The sequence below is a fragment of the Micrococcus sp. CS26 genome (assembly GCF_055522295.1).
On the sequence record NZ_JBVFVY010000012.1, the window covers coordinates 1 to 16,873 of the forward strand.

General features: G+C 74.3%; 14 protein-coding genes. 10 read left to right on the forward strand and 4 right to left on the reverse strand.

What is annotated here, in order from left to right; all coding sequences use genetic code 11:
- Positions 1-65: 65 nt before the first annotated feature.
- Complete coding sequence (gene hisS / locus ACZ1IK_RS06870) at positions 66-1,442, forward strand: histidine--tRNA ligase (protein ID WP_036313678.1); 1,377 nt, start codon at positions 66-68, stop codon at positions 1,440-1,442.
- A gap of 60 nt (positions 1,443-1,502) precedes the next feature.
- On the opposite strand, the gene ACZ1IK_RS06875 is transcribed toward hisS, so the two are convergent.
- Positions 1,503-2,795, reverse strand: a complete 1,293-nt coding sequence (locus ACZ1IK_RS06875) for an APC family permease (RefSeq protein WP_044659820.1) — start codon at positions 2,793-2,795, stop codon at positions 1,503-1,505.
- Between the two features lie 145 nt (positions 2,796-2,940).
- On the opposite strand from ACZ1IK_RS06875, the gene aspS reads away from it, so the two are divergent.
- A complete protein-coding gene (gene aspS / locus ACZ1IK_RS06880) occupies positions 2,941-4,755 on the forward strand; it encodes an aspartate--tRNA ligase (RefSeq protein WP_044659819.1) in 1,815 nt (604 codons plus the stop codon).
- Between the two features lie 23 nt (positions 4,756-4,778).
- On the opposite strand, the gene dtd is transcribed toward aspS, so the two are convergent.
- The 3 genes from dtd to ACZ1IK_RS06895 all read right to left on the reverse strand — a co-directional run bounded on the left by dtd (position 4,779) and on the right by ACZ1IK_RS06895 (position 7,745).
- Positions 4,779-5,231: a D-aminoacyl-tRNA deacylase gene (dtd, locus tag ACZ1IK_RS06885; RefSeq protein WP_044659818.1), complete on the reverse strand. Its 453-nt coding sequence runs from the start codon at positions 5,229-5,231 to the stop codon at positions 4,779-4,781.
- A gap of 44 nt (positions 5,232-5,275) precedes the next feature.
- A complete protein-coding gene (locus tag ACZ1IK_RS06890) occupies positions 5,276-7,015 on the reverse strand; it encodes a choice-of-anchor I family protein (protein WP_465098416.1) in 1,740 nt (579 codons plus the stop codon).
- Between the two features lie 139 nt (positions 7,016-7,154).
- Positions 7,155-7,745, reverse strand: coding sequence for a DUF1697 domain-containing protein (locus ACZ1IK_RS06895; protein ID WP_044659816.1), 591 nt, complete (start codon positions 7,743-7,745; stop codon positions 7,155-7,157).
- A gap of 52 nt (positions 7,746-7,797) precedes the next feature.
- Between ACZ1IK_RS06895 and ACZ1IK_RS06900 the strand changes: the two genes are divergently transcribed.
- The 8 genes from ACZ1IK_RS06900 to ACZ1IK_RS06935 all read left to right on the forward strand — a co-directional run bounded on the left by ACZ1IK_RS06900 (position 7,798) and on the right by ACZ1IK_RS06935 (position 16,825).
- The gene (locus ACZ1IK_RS06900; RefSeq protein WP_044659815.1) at positions 7,798-9,195 is read left to right on the forward strand and encodes a replication-associated recombination protein A; all 1,398 of its coding nucleotides are present in this window, start codon (positions 7,798-7,800) and stop codon (positions 9,193-9,195) included.
- A 171-nt stretch (positions 9,196-9,366) separates the two neighbouring features.
- The gene (locus tag ACZ1IK_RS06905; RefSeq protein ID WP_020621560.1) at positions 9,367-9,930 is read left to right on the forward strand and encodes a general stress protein; all 564 of its coding nucleotides are present in this window, start codon (positions 9,367-9,369) and stop codon (positions 9,928-9,930) included.
- A 282-nt stretch (positions 9,931-10,212) separates the two neighbouring features.
- Positions 10,213-10,839 carry a 30S ribosomal protein S4 gene (rpsD, locus tag ACZ1IK_RS06910; protein ID WP_020621561.1) on the forward strand — a complete coding sequence of 209 codons (627 nt, stop codon included), beginning with the start codon at positions 10,213-10,215 and terminating at the stop codon, positions 10,837-10,839.
- Between the two features lie 171 nt (positions 10,840-11,010).
- Complete coding sequence (locus ACZ1IK_RS06915; protein WP_020621562.1) at positions 11,011-11,400, forward strand: hypothetical protein; 390 nt, start codon at positions 11,011-11,013, stop codon at positions 11,398-11,400.
- A complete protein-coding gene (gene alaS, locus ACZ1IK_RS06920; RefSeq protein WP_113914220.1) occupies positions 11,397-14,108 on the forward strand; it encodes an alanine--tRNA ligase in 2,712 nt (903 codons plus the stop codon). The genes ACZ1IK_RS06915 and alaS overlap by 4 nt, the downstream gene beginning before the upstream one ends.
- 7 nt (positions 14,109-14,115) lie before the next feature.
- The gene (gene ruvX, locus ACZ1IK_RS06925; protein ID WP_052006958.1) at positions 14,116-14,637 is read left to right on the forward strand and encodes a Holliday junction resolvase RuvX; all 522 of its coding nucleotides are present in this window, start codon (positions 14,116-14,118) and stop codon (positions 14,635-14,637) included.
- Complete coding sequence (gene mltG / locus ACZ1IK_RS06930) at positions 14,634-15,902, forward strand: endolytic transglycosylase MltG (protein ID WP_113914219.1); 1,269 nt, start codon at positions 14,634-14,636, stop codon at positions 15,900-15,902. The genes ruvX and mltG overlap by 4 nt, the downstream gene beginning before the upstream one ends.
- Positions 15,902-16,825: a shikimate dehydrogenase family protein gene (locus ACZ1IK_RS06935; RefSeq protein ID WP_113914224.1), complete on the forward strand. Its 924-nt coding sequence runs from the start codon at positions 15,902-15,904 to the stop codon at positions 16,823-16,825. The genes mltG and ACZ1IK_RS06935 overlap by 1 nt, the downstream gene beginning before the upstream one ends.
- Positions 16,826-16,873 lie beyond the last annotated feature (48 nt).

Consider the following 16,873-nt stretch of genomic DNA (forward strand, 5'->3'; position numbering starts at 1 on the left):
AATGGGCCGGTGCGCCGGCGGGGGACCGTCGCGCGTCCCCGCCGTCGTCGTCTCGAAGGATCGCCATGTCCCGCAAGGCCTCCCTGTCCGGTTTCCACGAGTGGCTGCCCGCCGAGCGGCTCGTGGAGCAGCACGTGCTCGACACGCTGCGGCGGACCTTCGAGCTGCACGGGTTCGCCGGCATCGAGACCCGTGCCGTGGAGACCCTGGGCCAGCTGCTGCGCAAGGGCGAGGTGGACAAGGAGGTCTACGCGGTCTCGCGCCTGGCCGAGGACGAGGAGGTCGCCGCGGGCCTGCGCGATCCCAAGGACCCGGCCGACCCCAAGCGCCTGGCCCTGCACTTCGACCTCACCGTGCCGTTCGCCCGCTACGTCGTGGAGAACGCCGGCCACCTCGCCTTCCCCTTCCGTCGCTACCAGATGCAGAAGGTCTGGCGCGGGGAGCGCCCTCAGGAGGGCCGCGCCCGCGAGTTCACCCAGGCGGACATCGACGTCGTCGGCGACGGCGCCCTCTCGCCCCGGTACGACGCCGACGTCGCACTGGTGATGGCCGAGGCGCTCGGCGCCCTGCCGATCGGCGACTTCCTCATCCGCGTGAACAACCGCAAGCTCGCCGAGGGCTTCTACCGGGGCATCGGCCTGGAGGACACCGCCGGCGTGCTGCGCAGCATCGACAAGCTGGAGAAGGTCGGCCCGGAGGAGGTCGCGCGGCTGCTCCAGGAGGAGGTCGGCGCGAGCCCCGAGCAGGCTGCGCAGGCGCTGGCCCTGGCGGACATCCGCACGTCGGACACCTCGTTCGTCGAGCGGGTCCGCGCCCTGGGGGTGACCCACGAGCTGCTCGAGGAGGGGCTGACCGAGCTGGCCGACGTCGTCGCCACCCTGCACCGCCGCGCCCCCGGGCGCGCCGTGGCGGACCTGTCCATCGCGCGCGGCCTGGACTACTACACGGGCACCGTCTACGAGACCGTCCTGGTGGGCCACGAGCAGCTCGGCTCGATCTGCTCGGGCGGCCGCTACGACGCGCTCGCGTCCAAGGGGAACCGCGTGTTCCCCGGTGTCGGACTGTCCATCGGCGTGACGCGGCTGGTGATGCGCATGCTGTCCCAGCAGATGGCCGTGGCCTCCCGCTCCGTGCCGACCGCGGTGTACGTGGCGCTGACGGCGGACGAGGACTGGTCCGAGGCCCAGGACGTCGCGGCCCTGCTGCGGGAGCGCGGCATCCCCGCGGAGGTCGCGGTGTCCGCGGAGAAGTTCGGCAAGCAGATCAAGTATGCGGACCGCCGCGGCATCCCGTTCGTCTGGTTCATGGGTCGGGACGACGCCGGCGCGCGGGTCCACGAGGTGAAGGACATCCGCTCCGGCGAGCAGCACGCCGCGGACCCGGCCGACTGGACCCCGCCGGCCGAGGACCTGCTGCCGCAGGTCGCCCGCGCGCAGGACTGAGCGGACGCGGCCGCTATGCCGGCCCCGGTGTGCGACGCCGACACCCGTCCGCGCGTCGGGTCACCGGCCCCGGCGCCCGGCCCGCACGAACGCGCGCCCGCCCACCCCGATCAGGAACACGCCCGCCATCGCGGCCACGGACATCGGCGGCAGGCTGAGGGCGAGCAGCAGGCACAGGGCCAGGCCGAGGACGTTGACGGCGCGGGGCACGCGCAGCGGGCGCGGCCGGGCCGGGCGGCGGCCGTCGTCGTCCCCGCGCAGGGTCAGGGCGGACAGGTTCGCCACCGCGTAGTAGACGAGCACGCCGAACGAGCTGAAGCCCACCACGGTGAGGATGTCCGTGGTGAGCAGGAGCAGGATCACGGCCGCGGCCACCGTCAGCTGAGCCGTCCACGGCGTGCCGGTCCCCGCATGGACCCGTGCCAGGGGGCGGGGCAGGTCGGACTCGCGGGCCATGGCCAGGGCGGTGCGGGAGATGCCCGTCAGCAGGTTGAGCATGGCCCCGGCCGCGGCGAGGGCGGCGCCGGCCACCGCCACCCAGCCCCAGCCGGAGCCCAGGGCGGTCTCGAGCAGGTCGCGCACGGGCGCCGGGGACCGGGCCAGCCCGGAGGTCCCGAGGCCCGAGATCAGCGCCGTGGCGAGCAGCAGGTACAACGCCACGGTCACGGCGAGGGCGATCAGGATGGCGCGCGGGATCGTGCGTGCGGGGTCGATGACCTCCTCACCCATGGTGGCCACGCGCGCGTAGCCGGCGAACGCGAAGAACAGGACGCCCGCGCCCATGAGCACGCCCTGCACGGGGGAGTCGACGCCGAGCGCCGCGGCCGAGCCCCCGGGGGCCTCGCGCGCCAGGCCTGCGCCGATGGCCAACACGAGCACGGCGAGCACGGGCACGAGGATCGCCAACGTCGCCTGCGCGGTCCGCGTCACGCCCGCCATCGCCACCCCGGTGAGCACGACGACGGCGGCCACGCCCGTCCACCGGGCCGCGGCGGCGTCGTCGGGGAAGAGGTACAGGCCGAGGGTGGCCGCCATCGCGGCCACCGACGCGGTCTTGCCCGTGACGAAGCCCCAGCCGGCGACGAAGCCGGCCCACGGGTGCAGCTGCCGCCGGCCGTAGACGTAGGCGCCGCCGGACTCGGGGTGGACGGTGGCCAGCTGCGCCGTGGACAGGGCGTTGCACAGGGCCGCGACGGCCGCGACCGCCAGGGCCCCGTACAGCAGGCCGGGGTGGCCGCCGGTGAGCGCGGCCGCCAGGCCGATCGCGGTGAACACGCCCGCGCCGATCATCGAGCCGAGGCCGATCGCGACGGCGTGGAGCAGGGTCAGGCGGCGCTGCAGGGCGGCGGTCATGACGGGGTCCTCCTGGGCTGGGGCAGTGTGGACGGGGCACTAGACTGACGGGAACGGCGCGCGCCCGCCCCGCAGGCGTATCACACGGCGTCGACCATCACATGAACCCCGCACATCGTCCGGCGACCGGACGGAGAGGATCCTCGTGCTGCGCACCCACTCCCTCGGCGAGCTCAACGCCTCGCTCATCGGCCAGACCGTCACCGTCACCGGCTGGGTGGCGCGGCGGCGAGACCACGGCGGCGTGGCCTTCGTGGACCTGCGCGACGCCTCGGGCTTCGCCCAGGTTGTGGTGCGGGACGAGGCGGACTTCGACCCGCTGCGCAACGAGTGGGTTCTGCAGGTCACCGGCACGGTCGAGCGCCGCCCCGAGGGCAACGAGAACCCGAACCTTCCCTCCGGTGAGATCGAGCTGATCGCGGAGACCGTGACGGTGCTCAACACCGCCGCCGCGCTGCCGTTCCAGGTGGACGAGCACGTGGAGGTCGGCGAGGAGGCCCGGCTGCGCCACCGCTACCTCGACCTGCGCCGCCCGCAGCCCTCGCGCATCATGCGCCTGCGCTCCGAGGTCAACCGGACGGCGCGCGAGCTGCTGCACGGCGAGGGCTTCGTGGAGGTCGAGACCCCGACCCTCACGCGCTCGACGCCGGAGGGCGCCCGCGACTTCCTCGTCCCGGCCCGCCTGGCTCCCGGCTCCTGGTACGCCCTGCCGCAGTCGCCGCAGCTGTTCAAGCAGCTGCTGCAGGTGGGCGGGATCGAGAAGTACTACCAGATCGCCCGCTGCTACCGGGACGAGGACTTCCGCGCGGACCGTCAGCCCGAGTTCACCCAGCTGGACATCGAGGCCTCCTTCGTGGAGCAGGATGACGTGATCGCCCTCGGCGAGAAGATCGTCAAGGCCCTGTGGGCCCTCGTGGGCGTGGACGTGCCGACGCCGATCCGCCGCATGACCTACGCCGAGGCCATGGAGAAGTACGGCTCGGACAAGCCGGACCTGCGCTTCGGCCTCGAGCTGACGGACCTGACCGAGTACTTCAAGGACACCCCGTTCCGCGTGTTCCAGAACGAGTACGTGGGCGCCGTCGTGATGCCGGGCGGCGCCTCCCAGGCCCGCCGCACCCTCGACGCGTGGCAGGAGTGGGCCAAGCAGCGCGGCGCCAAGGGCCTGGCCTACGTGCTCATCCAGGAGGACGGCGAGCTGACCGGTCCGGTGTCCAAGAACATCTCCGAGGAGGAGAAGGCCGGGCTGGCCGCCGCCGTGGGCGCGAACCCGGGCGACTGCGTGTTCTTCGCCGCCGGCAAGCCGAAGGAGTCCCGCGCGCTGCTGGGTGCGGCCCGCGTGGAGATCGGCCGTCGCTGCGGGCTGTTCACCGACGCCGGTGACGGCGTGGCCGCGAAGGACGCCGACTGGGCGTTCGTGTGGGTCGTGGACGCGCCGATGTTCGAGCCGGCGGCCGACGCCGTGGCCTCGGGCGACGTCGCCGTGGGCGCGGGCGCCTGGACCGCCGTGCACCACGCGTTCACCTCGCCCAAGCCGGAGTTCGCGGACACCTTCGACACCGACCCGGGCTCGGCCCTGGCCTACGCCTACGACATCGTGTGCAACGGCAACGAGATCGGCGGCGGTTCCATCCGCATCCACCGTCAGGACGTGCAGGAGCGCGTGTTCGAGGTCATGGGCCTGTCCCCGGAGGAGGCGAACGAGAAGTTCGGCTTCCTGCTCGAGGGCTTCAAGTACGGCGCCCCGCCGCACGGCGGCATCGCGTTCGGCTGGGACCGCGTGGTCGCCCTGCTGGCCGGCACCGACTCGATCCGCGAGGTCATCGCGTTCCCGAAGACCGGCGGCGGCTTCGACCCGCTGACGGCCGCACCGGCGCCCATCACCGCCCAGCAGCGCAAGGAGGCCGGCGTCGACGCGCAGCCGGAGCCGAAGCAGGCCGAGGCCGAGCCGGGAGCCTGATCCGGGCCCGCGGCGGGCCCGCCTCAGCCGCGCCGCGGACCGGCCAGCTCGTCCGAGTCCACGATCAGCGTGAACGGCCCGGAGTTGGTGAGGGAGACGTCCATCTTCGCGCCGAACACCCCGCGCTCCACGCGCACGCCGGCGGCCTCGAGCTCGGCCGTGAACCGCTCGTAGAGCGGCTCGGCCTGGTTGCCCTTCGCCGCGCGCGTCCAGGACGGCCGCCGGCCCTTCCGCACGTCGCCGTACAGCGTGAACTGGCTGACGACGAGCGCCGGGGCACCGGCGTCGGTGAGGGACCGCTCGCCGTCGAGCATGCGGAGCCCGGCCACCTTGCGGGCCACCTGGACGGCCTCGGCCTCGGTGTCGTCGACGGTCACGCCGAGCAGGATCACCAGCCCCTCGCCCTCGAAGGAGCCGACGACTTTGCCGTCGACGGTCACGGACGCGGAACGGGCGCGTTGCAGAACGGCTCTCATGCAGCCATTCTGCAACGCGCCCGGAACCGGTCCGCGTCAGCGGATCACTGACGACGGGTCGGATTCACCTCGTACACGGTGGTCGAGCCGGAGACCTCGTTGGCGACGATCAGCAGGGCGGTGCCGGAGGGGGACTCGTCGGCCGGCACGAAGGTCAGGCCCTCGGCGCCCATGTCACCCAGGCCGGCCGCGGCGTCGTCGCCCGCGGCATCCCAGTCACGGTCGTTGACGTAGTCCACGTAGGTGGCGTTCCGCGGGTCGGTGATGTCGAAGACCATCACGCCGCCGATGCGCTCGAGGCCCACGAACGCGTAGGTGCGGCCCTGGATCGTGCCCACCACCACGGACTCGGGCTCGGGGCCCTTGTCATCCGAACGGGAGTCCCCGGACGGGGTCTCGTCGTTGTTCGCGTTGAACGCGTGCTCCGGCAGCTCGCCGGCGGCCACGAGCCGGGCGATCTGCTCCTCGATCATGCCGGCGGAGTCGAACAGGCGGGTGCCGTCCGCGGTGTAGATGGAGAAGGACCGGCCGCCCAGTGTGGTCAGGGAGGAGTGGCACTCGCGCTCAGAGTCGTAGCCGAGGTCGGTGAGCACCTTCAGGCGGCCCAGGGCATCCTTCTTCTGCAGGGCCTTGGCCCCCGGGAACTCGGCGGCGCACAGGTCCAGGTCGCTGACGCGCTCGGAGTCGTTGAAGTCGCCCCACTCCCGCCCGTCACCCTCGTTGGCGGTGACGACCAGGTTCTGACCGCGCCAGCGGTACGTGTCGATGCCGTCGGGCATGGGCAGGCCGTCGACCGGCCAGTGGCCCAGCTCGATGCCGCCGTCCTTGTCCGAGGCGTCCAGCATGCCCTCGGTGGACCAGTCGGTGGGCGTCAGCGCCCAGAGGTCCTCCAGCGTGGCGGACTTCAGGTCCACGACGGCGACGGCGTTGGCCTCCTGCACGGACACGTAGGCGGTGCGTCCGGTCGGGTCGACGGTGACGTACTCCGGCTCGAGGTTGCGGGCCACCCGACCGGCGGGCTCGTGACCGGCGGGCACGGCCACATCGGGGCCGGAGACGCGCACGCCGGCGGGCAGGGCGGTGCCGGCGTCGTAGGCGCGGAAGTCCACGGTGCGCACCGCGTCTTGGGTCAGGCGGGAGAACTGCTGGGCGTTCTTCGGCACGGAGACCACGGAGATCGTGCCCTCCGGGTCGACGGAGAAGTCGTCGGCCGGTTCGCCCTCGTTGGCGACCACCACGTACGCCCCGTTCGGGGAGAAGGCCAGCGAGTCCGGCAGGGCGCCCACCCGCACGCCGCCGAGGTAGCGCAGGGTGGTGGTGTCGAAGAACACGACCCAGCCGTGGTCGGTCTTCTCGGCGGCCTCCACGGCGACGGCCATCACGCCGCCGGAGACGGCCACGGAGTTCACCGTGGCGCCCTTGTCCGTGACGGAGCCGTCCGCGGTGCGCAGGCCCTCGGCGGAGAGGGTCCGCTCGGCCACGGGGGCGGCGTCGGCGCCCAGGCGCATGACGTCGACGGCGCCGCGCTGCGCATTCACCACGAACAGGCGGCCGGAGACCGCGTCGAAGGCCGGGATCTCGGCGGCGGACTCGCCGAACACGCCGGTCTCGTGGGTGCCGGCGCGGGTGAGCTCGATGCTCTTGCCGGACGGGTTGGCGGCGATGGCGGCGCGCTGGGCCGTGGCCGAGTGCGGGGCGGGCGCGCTGAGGGAGGCCGGGGCGAGGAAGGCCGTGGACAGGGTCGCGGCGGTGACGGCCGTGGCGAGGCGTGCGAGGCGAGGCATGGATGCTCCAGTCAGGGCAGGGAGGCGGAGGACGGGGTCACCCCATCGCACGGATGTGAACGGTCCGTGACGTCCCGGCCAGCGCGCGGTGTCCCGCGGGTGTCGACGCCCCGGACGCCCCGCGTGCCGTCCGCCGAGGTCAGTCCTCGCTCGGCAGCCCCGCGAGCACCCGCACCGTCGTGAGGTTCCGGGCCGTGCCGCGCACCCCGAGCGCCCGGTCGAGGCGGGCCGGAGTGAGCGGGGAGTCGGCGACCCCCGCGGCGCAGCGCATCCACAGCAGCCGTCCCTCCAGGGCCGTGCGATCCGGCCCCGCGGGTCGGTCGTCCCCGTGGTCGAGCGCGGCCAGGGCGGCGGCCGCCTCGGGTGCGGGGTCGTCCTCGAGCACGGTGAGCTGCGTGCGTTTCGGCTCGCCGCCGGCCCAGGGGAGCGCGTCGTGCAGCTCCAGGGCGCGCCGGAGCGTGCCCACGTCCACGAGGACCACGGGGACGTCGAGGCCGCCCTCCTCACGCGCCCGTCGCGCGAACCCCTGCCGCACGCCCTCCGCGGCTGCGTCGGAGGACGCCCGGAACAGGACGTTGCCGCTGGCCAGGTGGGTGGTGACCGCCTCCCCGCCGGCGGCCTGGGCCCAGCGGATCAGCGTGTCCTTGCCGACACGGTTGCTCCGCCCCACGTTGATCCCGCGCAGCAGCAGGACGTGGGTGTGGTCGGTGCGCGGGGCGGCGGGGCTCATGCGGCCATGATGCCACCCACGCCCCCGCGGGCCGAGGACTACCCTGGACCCGATGGACGACCTCTTCAGCGCCGCCCACAACGGGGCCGACGACGACGGCCCGGCCGGCACCGTGGCCGCCCCGCACCCCGGCGCACCGCTGGCCGTGCGCATGCGCCCGCGCACGCTGGATGACGTGCTGGGCCAGCGGCACCTCATGCGGCCGGGCTCCCCGCTGCGCAAGCTCGCCGAGCCCGATCCGGACTCCGCCGCGGGACCGAGCTCGGTCATCCTCTACGGGCCTCCGGGCATCGGCAAGACGACGCTGGCCCACGTGATCGCCCGCGCCCCCGGGCGCACGTTCACGGAGCTGTCCGCGATCACGGCCGGTGTGAAGGACGTGCGGCAGGTGATGGAGCAGGCCCAGCGCGAACGGGACCTCTACGGGCGCACCACCGTCCTGTTCCTCGATGAGATCCACCGCTTCTCCAAGGCGCAGCAGGACGCGCTGCTGCCGGGCGTCGAGAACCGCTGGGTCGTGCTGGTGGCCGCGACCACGGAGAACCCGTCCTTCTCCGTGATCGCACCCCTGCTCTCCCGGTCGCTGCTGCTCACGCTGCGTCCCCTCACGGACGACGACATCGTCGGGCTGCTGGACCGTGCCGTGACCCAGGAGCGCGGGCTCAACGGCGCCGTGGTGCTCCAGGACGACGCGCGGGACTACCTGGTGCGGATGGCCGGCGGCGACGCGAGGCGGGCGCTCACGGTGCTGGAGGCCGCGGCCGGCGTCGCCCTGGACAAGGCGCGCGAGGCCGGCCGGGCGGGGGAGGGCGCCGTCGCGGTCACGGACGAGGACGCCGCGCAGGCGATGGACCACCACGTCCAGCGCTACGACAAGGACGGCGACCAGCACTACGACGTGATCAGTGCCTTCATCAAGTCCATCCGCGGCTCGGACGTGGACGCGTCGATGCACTACCTCGCCCGGATGCTGGAGGCGGGGGAGGACCCCCGGTTCATCGCCCGGCGGCTGATCATCTCCGCGTCCGAGGACGTGGGCATGGCCGACCCGACCGCGCTGCAGACCGCCGTGGCCGCCGCCCAGGCCGTGCAGCTGATCGGCATGCCGGAGGGACGCATCATCCTGGCGCAGGCCGTGACGCATCTGGCCACCGCGCCGAAGTCCAACGCGAGCTACACCGCCGTGAACGAGGCGATCGCGGACGTGCGGGCCGGCCACACGGGCGCGGTGCCGGCGCACCTGCGGGACGCGCACTACCCCGGCGCGGCGGCCCTCGGCCACGGCCAGGGCTACGTCTACAGCCACGACGAGCCGCACGCCGTCGCCCGTCAGCAGTACGCGCCGGACCCCCTGGTCGGGAGGGACTATTACCGGCCCAAGCCCATCGGACACGAGAAGCGGCTCACCGAGCAGGTGGCCGCGCTGCGCCGGATCATCCGCGGCGACTGAGCGCGCGCCGGGCCCGAGGGCGGACGCCTCGGGCGGCCGCGCGGAATAAAGACCCCGGATCACCGGTTGTCCAGGGATGAGCGGGGCGGTCGACGTCGGCCCGCCGACTCCTCGCCCGCTCGCGCCCCCATGCACCACCGACGCACAGAAGGAACAGAAGGAGCCGCCCCCATGACCCAGTCCACTCCGCAGCAGTCCACCCCCCAGCACACCGCCGCGCAGCAGCCGGCCCCGTACGGCCGCCCCGGCGCCGGCGGCCCCGCCCTCCCGCAGGCCGACTACCGCATCCTGCGCTCCGTCCCGGCCTACGCCGAGGCCCAGGCCCTCGTGGACCAGCTCTCCGACGCCGGGTTCCCCGTGGAGCGCGTGCGCATCGTGGGCACCGGGCTGCGCTCCGTGGAGCAGGTCCTGGGCCGGATGACCACCGGCAAGGCCGCCGTCCGCGGCGGGCTGCAGGGCCTGTGGTTCGGCCTCCTGCTCGGCCTGCTCTTCTCGATCTTCGCCCCCGGCTTCGGGTTCCTCTGGATCCTGCTGATCTCCCTGGGCCTGGGCGCCCTGTGGGGGGCCGTCTTCGGGGCGATCGGCCACGCGGCCACCGGCGGCAGGCGCGACTTCACGTCCCTGCAGACCATGGAGGCCGAGTCGTACGACGTGCTGGTCGAGGCCTCCCACCTGGACCAGGCCGGTCAGCTCCTCGGCGCGGACCCCGGCACCGCGGCCACGCCGCGCGCCTGAGCCCCGGCCCGCCCCGTCGTCGTCGCTCTGGTAAGGTGGACCGGTCTGGCAGGCGCTGCGCCCCGGACGCATCCCCCTCGAACGGTCCACGGGACACCCGCGTGCCCGGTCGAGGGACGCGCAGCGCATCAGTGGATGACGGGCGGCGGCACGCCCCTCAGCTCTCCTCAGGATCGCGGGGAGGCCAGGTTCGAGTCCCCTTGACCCGTGTGCCCCGGCGCGCGGACGAGACCTCGAGACAAACCCGAACCGTGCCGCACGTCAAGGAAAGGCAGGTCCACCATGAGTGGCAACCTTCGCACCCGCCGCACCGTGCGGCACTCCCGCGCCCTGGGCATCGCGCTGACCCCCAAGGCCGAGAAGTACATGGAGCGTCGTCCGTACGGCCCCGGCCAGCACGGCCGTGCCCGCCGCAAGCAGGACTCGGACTACGCGGTGCGCCTCAAGGAGAAGCAGCGTCTGCGCGCCCAGTACAACATCCGCGAGGCCCAGATGCGCCGCTACTTCGAGGAGGCCAAGCGCACCGCCGGCCTGACCGGTGAGAACCTGGTCGAGCTCCTCGAGCAGCGCCTCGACGCCCTCGTGCTGCGTGCCGGCTTCGCCCGCACCATCCAGCAGGCCCGTCAGCTCGTCGTGCACCGCCACATCCTGGTGGACGGCAAGCGCGTGGACGTCCCCTCGTTCCGCGTGAAGGAGGGCCAGATGATCCACGTGCACGAGCGCTCGGAGAAGATGGTCCCCTTCCAGCTGGCCGCCGCCGGCGCCCACCAGCAGGTCCTGCCCGCCACCCCGGGCTACCTGACCGTGGAGATCGACAAGCTGCGCGCCACCCTCACCCGTCGCCCGAAGCGCTCCGAGGTCCCCGTGACCTGCGAGGAGCAGCTCGTGGTCGAGTACTACGCGCGCTGATCCGCCGCGGCCGGGTCCGTCCCGGACGACGGCGCCCCGCGCGTCCCGCAGGCCCGGTCACCTCTCGGAGGTGACCGGGCCTGCGGCGTCCCCCGGGCCCGCCGCCGGGGATCGGCGCCGCGCCCGGTAAGGTGGGGCCGGAATCCCTGCCGTCCGAAGGAGGCCCCCGCCATGCTCCGCTCGCTGCTGCTCGTCGGCGCCGGCGCCGCATCCGGCTGGTTCGCACACCGCGCCCTCGGCGACCGTGCCCACCCGGCCACCGACGCGACCGACGCGCCGACGTCTGACCCTGGCTCCGCGGGGGGGCGCGCGGGGTTCTCCGCCCGCCTGGACCCGGAGCGTCTGGCCCGCCAGGCCGGTGAGGCCGCCGCCGACGCCGCGGCGGCCGCCCTGCAGGACGGTGCCCGGCGCCTGGCCGAGCGCGTCCGCGCCGAGGCCCCCTGGGCCGCGCCCTACCTGCCCCACACGGGGCCGATCATCTCCGGGGAGACCGTGGAGCCGCCGTCGCACGGCGCCGCCCGCCCCCAGACCACCACCACGCAGAAGGACACCCCCGCATGAAGTCCCAGGAGATCGCCCGCCGCTGGACCGCCTTCTTTGAGTCCAGGGGGCACCGCGTGGTGCCGTCGGCGTCGCTCGTCTCGCCGGATCCGTCGCTGCTGTTCACGGTGGCCGGCATGGTCCCGTTCATCCCGTACTTCCTGGGGGAGCAGACCCCGCCGAGCCCGCGCGTCGTCTCGGTGCAGAAGTGCATCCGCACCGCGGACATCGAGGAGGTCGGCAAGACCGTCCGCCACGGCACCTTCTTCCAGATGTGCGGCAACTTCTCCTTCGGCGACTACTTCAAGGAGACGGCCATCCCGATGGCCTGGGAGCTGCTGACGTCCTCGGTCGAGGACGGCGGCTTCGGCCTGGACCCCGAGCGCCTCTGGGTCACCGTGTACCGCGAGGACGACGAGGCCGAGCGCATCTGGCGCGAGGACGTGGGCGTCCGTCCCGAGCGCATCCAGCGCATGGGCAAGGACGACAACTACTGGAACACCGGCCAGCCCGGCCCGGGCGGCCCCTGCTCGGAGATCTTCTACGACCGCGGCCCCGCGTACGGCGTCGACGGCGGCCCGGCCGCGGACGACACCCGCTACATCGAGATCTGGAACCTCGTGTTCATGCAGTACCGCCTCTCCGCGGTGCGCTCGAAGGACGACTTCGACATCGCCGGCGAGCTCGAGCACAAGAACATCGACACCGGTCTCGGCCTCGAGCGGCTCGCCATGATCCTCCAGGGTGTGGAGAACATGTACGAGACGGACCAGGTCCGCCCCGTGCTCGACCGCGCCGCGCAGCTGGCCGGCCGCTCCTACACCTCCACCGAGGACCCGGCCGACCCGCACTACGACGACGACGTCCGCCTGCGCATGGTGGCCGACCACGTGCGCTCGGCCCTGATGCTGATCAGCGACGGCGTGCGCCCCGGCAACGAGGGCCGCGGCTACGTGCTGCGCCGCCTCATCCGCCGCGTCGTCCGCGCCCTGCGCCTGATGGGCGTCACCGAGCCCGTTTTCCCTGAGCTGCTGCCGGTCTCCCGGGACGCGATGAAGGGCACCTACCCGGTGGTCGCGGACGAGTTCGAGCGCATCTCCCGGATCGCCTACGCCGAGGAGAAGGCGTTCCTGCGGACCATCGCCGCGGGCACGGCCCGCCTCGACGCCGCGGTGGGCCAGGCCCGCTCGGCGGGCGGCGGCATCGCGGGCCCGGACGCGTTCGAGCTGCACGACACCTACGGCTTCCCGATCGAGCTGACGCTGGAGATCGCGGAGGAGGCCGGCGTCGCCGTGGACGAGGCCGGGTTCCGCGCCCTCATGGCCGAGCAGCGCGACCGCGCCCGCGCGGACGCCAAGGCCAAGAAGGCCGGCCACACGGACACCGCCGTGTACCAGCGCCTGCGCGCCGAGGGCCAGACCCACTTCACCGGCTACACCGAGCACACCACCGAGTCCGTGGTGCGCGGCCTGCTGCAGAACGGCGAGGAGGTCGCGTCCGCCGGCGCCGGCACGGAGCTCGAGCTCGTCCTGGACGCCACGCCGTTCTACGCGGAGTCCGGCGGCCAGGCCGCGGACACCGGCCTGATCACCGGCGACGGCTTCCGCCTCGAGGTGCTCGACGTGCAGGCCCCCGTGAAGGGGCTGTCCGTGCACAGGGTCAAGGTCCTCGACGGCGAGGTCGCCGCCGGCGCGCAGGCCCTCGGCGCGATCGACCTGCAGCGCCGCCTCGACGGCGAGAAGGCCCACTCCGGCACCCACCTGGTGCACGCCGCACTGCACCAGATCCTCGGCCCCGAGGCCACCCAGTCCGGCTCCTTCAACAAGGAGGGCTACCTGCGCTTCGACTTCCGCTGGGCCGAGGCGCTCTCGGCCGGGGCCCGCTCCGAGGTCGAGGACGTGGTGAACATCGCCATCCGCGACGACCACGCCGTGCTCACCCAGGAGATGAGCCTCGAGGAGGCGCGCGCACTCGGCGCGATGAGCCTGTTCGGCGAGAAGTACGGCGACCGGGTGCGCGTCGTGGAGATCGACGGCGCCTGGTCCCGCGAGCTGTGCGGCGGCACCCACGTGGGCCGCACCGCGCAGATCGGCTCGCTGACCCTGCTCGGCGAGCAGTCCGTGGGCTCGGGCAACCGCCGCGTCGAGGCGCTCGTCGGCCTGGACTCGTTCCGCCACCTCGCCGCGGAGCGCACCCTCGTCTCCGAGCTCTCGGAGATGTTCAAGGCCCCGGCCGAGGAGCTCAAGGACCGCATCGGCGCCACCCTGGACCGGCTCAAGGCGGCCGAGAAGCAGGTCGCGGAGCTGCGGGCCCAGGCGCTGCAGGCCCAGGCCGGGCAGCTCGCCGGGCAGGCCCAGGACGTCACGACGTCCGCCGGGACGTCGGTGCGGGTGCTGGCGCACCACGTCGGCGACGTGGCCGGGGACCAGCTGCGTTCCCTCGTGCTGGACCTGCGCGCCCGGATCGAGTCGGCCGGCGGCAACGCGGCGGGCACGCCCGTGCTCGTGGCCCTCACGGCCGAGGCCAAGGGCCGGCCCCTCGTGGTCGTGGCGACCAACGAGGCCGCCCGCGCGGCCGGCCTCAAGGCGGGCGCCATGGTCAAGACCGCCACCGGCGTGCTCGGCGGCGGGGGCGGAGGCAAGGACGACGTCGCCCAGGGCGGCGGCCAGGACGTCACGCGCGTCGGGGACGCGCTCGAGGCCGTCGTCGCCGCGGTGCGCGCGGCCTGAGGCGGACGTGAGCGCAGGTCAGGACGGGGCCGCCGTGGCGAGCGACGCCGTGCGCCGGGGGCGCACCCTCGGCGTCGACGTCGGACGTGCCCGCGTGGGCGTCGCGTCGGCCGACCCCGACGGCCTGATCGCCACCCCCGTGGCCACCCTGCGGCGGGATGCGCGTCGACGTCGTGACGTGGACGAGCTCGTCGCCCACGCACGCGAGCTCGACGTCGTCGCCGTGTACGTCGGCCTGCCGGTGAATCTGCGGGGCGAGCACACGCCGTCCACGCAGGACGCCCTCGACTACGCGGACGCCGTCGCCGCCGCCCTGGTCGAGGCGGGCCACCCCGTGCCGGTCCGGCTCGTCGACGAGCGGCTCAGCACGGTCTCCGCGCAGGCCGGACTGCGGGCCGCGGGCCGGTCCGTCAAGTACAGCCGCGGCGTGATCGACCAGGCGGCCGCCGTCGCGATCCTGCAGGCCGCCGTGGACGAGCAGCGCCGCACCGGCCGCTGGGCCGGCCAGGACCGGGAGCAGATCCGGTGACCGGCGACCACCAGCACGCGCGGCGTGAGGACCACTGGGACGATCTGCTCGGCGACGAGGCCGACGTCCACGACGACCTCGACGTGTTCGGCTTCGCCCACGGCGAGGCGGACGAGGCCGATCTCGGCGTCCCGTCCCAGCCGGTCGACGCGGCCGGCCCATGCCGGCCCCGCACGTTCCTGCGTCGCCGGGGCTCCGGGTCCCACCCGGCCCCGCGGGTCGATCGCGGCGCCGGCCGGCGGCGGACCGCGCTGGTGCTGGGCACGGTGCTCGTGGCGTTCGCCGTCGTGGTCGGGCTGATCGTGCGCGGGTTCCTGGGCGGCCCCGACCACACGGCCGTCGAGGGCGACGAGGTGACGTTCTCGGTGGAGCCGGGCGAGGACCTGGGCTCCGTGGCGGCCCGCCTGGACCGGGCCGGCATCGTGGCCTCCGCCCGTGCGTTCGAGCGCGCCGCCAGGGACACGGGCAGCGGTCTCGTGCGCTCGGGGGACTTCGTGCTGCGCGAGCGGATGCCCGCGGCCGAGGCCCTCGCGGTGCTCCAGGGCGCCGCGGACGGGGCCGTGCACTACGTGCTCGTGGAGCGCGGCCGGCGACTCACCGAGGTGCTGGACGCCGTCGCCGAGGCCACGGGGCTGCCCCGCGAGGAGCTCGAGGCCGCCGCCCACGACCCGACCCGCTACGGCGTCCCCGGGGAGGCGGGCACGCTCGAGGGCTGGCTCGACGCGGGGGAGTACCGCCTCCCCGTCGACGCCACCGCCGAGCAGGTGCTCGACTCCCTGATCCGGCCCACCCTCGCCGAGCTCGACGCCCTCGACGTCCGCGACCCGGCCGAGCAGCAGCGCCTGCTCACGATCGCCTCCATCCTCGAGGCGGAGGCCCTGCCCCAGGACTACCGGCAGGTCGCCGGCGCCATCGAGAACCGCCTCGCCCCGGACAACACCGAGACGCGCGGGCTCCTGCAGATCGACGCCACCGTCACGTACGGCCTCGGCGTGCGCAGCCTCAGCTTCACCTCGGGCCAGCGCCAGGACGCGTCGAACCCCTACAACACGTACGTGCACCCGGGCCTGCCGCCGGGTCCGATCGGCATGCCCTCCGACGCGGCCGTCGAGGCCGCCCTCGACCCGGCCGAGACGGACGCCTACTACTGGGTGACCACGGACATCGGCACCGGCCACACCGAGTTCTCCCGCACCTATGAGGAGCACCAGCAGCACGTGCGCACCCTGCAGCGCTACTGCGCCTCCAATCCGGGGGTGTGCTGATGCGCCCCACGCTGCGCGCGGCGGTCCTGGGCCGGCCGATCGCCCACTCGCTCTCCCCGGTGCTGCACGCGGCCGGCTACCGGGTCCTGGGCCTCGACGTCGACTACGGCCGCCGAGACCTGGGCGAGGACGAGGTGCTCGCCTTCGCGGCCGAGCACCTCGGCGCCCCGGGCACGGCCGACGGCGGCGCGGCCGCGGCCCGCGGGCAGGACTGGCTCGGCTGCTCCGTCACCATGCCGCTGAAGCGGGCGGTCGTCGCCGCCGCCGGGCACGTCAGCGACCGCGTCCGCCTCCTGGGCACCGCGAACACCCTCGTGCGCGACCACCCCTCCGCGCCCGGGGTCGTCCACGCCGAGAACACGGACGTGGACGGCATCCTCGGCGCCCTCGCCGCGGCCGGCCTCGACCGTGCCGCCCGGGGCGGGACCGTCGGCGTCCTCGGGAACGGGGGGACCGCGACGGCGGCCGTCCTCGCCGCCGCCACGCTCGGCGCGGACGCGGTGCTCTTCGGCGTCCGCGACCCCGCCCGCGCCGCCGAGGTGACGGCCCTGGCCGACGCGCTCGGGCTGCGCTGGGCGACCCTGACCCAGGCGGATCTGCTCCGGCGGGCGCCGGGGCTGCGTGCCGTCGTCGCCACCCTGCCGCCGCGCGCCGCGGACGCCCTGGCCGCACACGTGCCGGCCGGCGCCGCCCTGCCGCCCCTGCTGGACGCGGCCTACGACCCGTGGCCCTCCGTGCTGGCGTCCGCCTGGTCCCGGGAGGGCGGTCCGGTGGCGTCCGGGCTGTCCATGCTGCTGCACCAGGGCATCGAGCAGGTCCGGCTGTTCACGGCCCGGCCCCGCGCCGCGGCCGGGATGCCCGAGCCGGACTGGGCGGCGGTGACGCGCGCCGCGGCGGACGCCCTGGGACCGGCCGCCGGCTGAGCGTCGAACGCCGGATCCGGTGCGTCCCGTCCGGTCACACGTGACGGC

What these genes read in the sequence shown, in the direction of transcription:
- hisS (WP_036313678.1), top strand. Translation starts at nt 66, where the DNA reads ATGTCCCGCAAGGCCTCCCTGTCCGGTTTCCACGAGTGGCTGCCCGCC.
- ACZ1IK_RS06875 (WP_044659820.1), bottom strand. Translation starts at nt 2,795, where the DNA reads ATGACCGCCGCCCTGCAGCGCCGCCTGACCCTGCTCCACGCCGTCGCG.
- dtd (WP_044659818.1), bottom strand. Translation starts at nt 5,231, where the DNA reads ATGAGAGCCGTTCTGCAACGCGCCCGTTCCGCGTCCGTGACCGTCGAC.
- ACZ1IK_RS06890 (WP_465098416.1), bottom strand. Translation starts at nt 7,015, where the DNA reads ATGCCTCGCCTCGCACGCCTCGCCACGGCCGTCACCGCCGCGACCCTG.
- ACZ1IK_RS06895 (WP_044659816.1), bottom strand. Translation starts at nt 7,745, where the DNA reads ATGAGCCCCGCCGCCCCGCGCACCGACCACACCCACGTCCTGCTGCTG.
- ACZ1IK_RS06900 (WP_044659815.1), top strand. Translation starts at nt 7,798, where the DNA reads ATGGACGACCTCTTCAGCGCCGCCCACAACGGGGCCGACGACGACGGC.
- ACZ1IK_RS06905 (WP_020621560.1), top strand. Translation starts at nt 9,367, where the DNA reads ATGACCCAGTCCACTCCGCAGCAGTCCACCCCCCAGCACACCGCCGCG.
- rpsD (WP_020621561.1), top strand. Translation starts at nt 10,213, where the DNA reads ATGAGTGGCAACCTTCGCACCCGCCGCACCGTGCGGCACTCCCGCGCC.
- ACZ1IK_RS06915 (WP_020621562.1), top strand. Translation starts at nt 11,011, where the DNA reads ATGCTCCGCTCGCTGCTGCTCGTCGGCGCCGGCGCCGCATCCGGCTGG.
- alaS (WP_113914220.1), top strand. Translation starts at nt 11,397, where the DNA reads ATGAAGTCCCAGGAGATCGCCCGCCGCTGGACCGCCTTCTTTGAGTCC.
- ACZ1IK_RS06935 (WP_113914224.1), top strand. Translation starts at nt 15,902, where the DNA reads ATGCGCCCCACGCTGCGCGCGGCGGTCCTGGGCCGGCCGATCGCCCAC.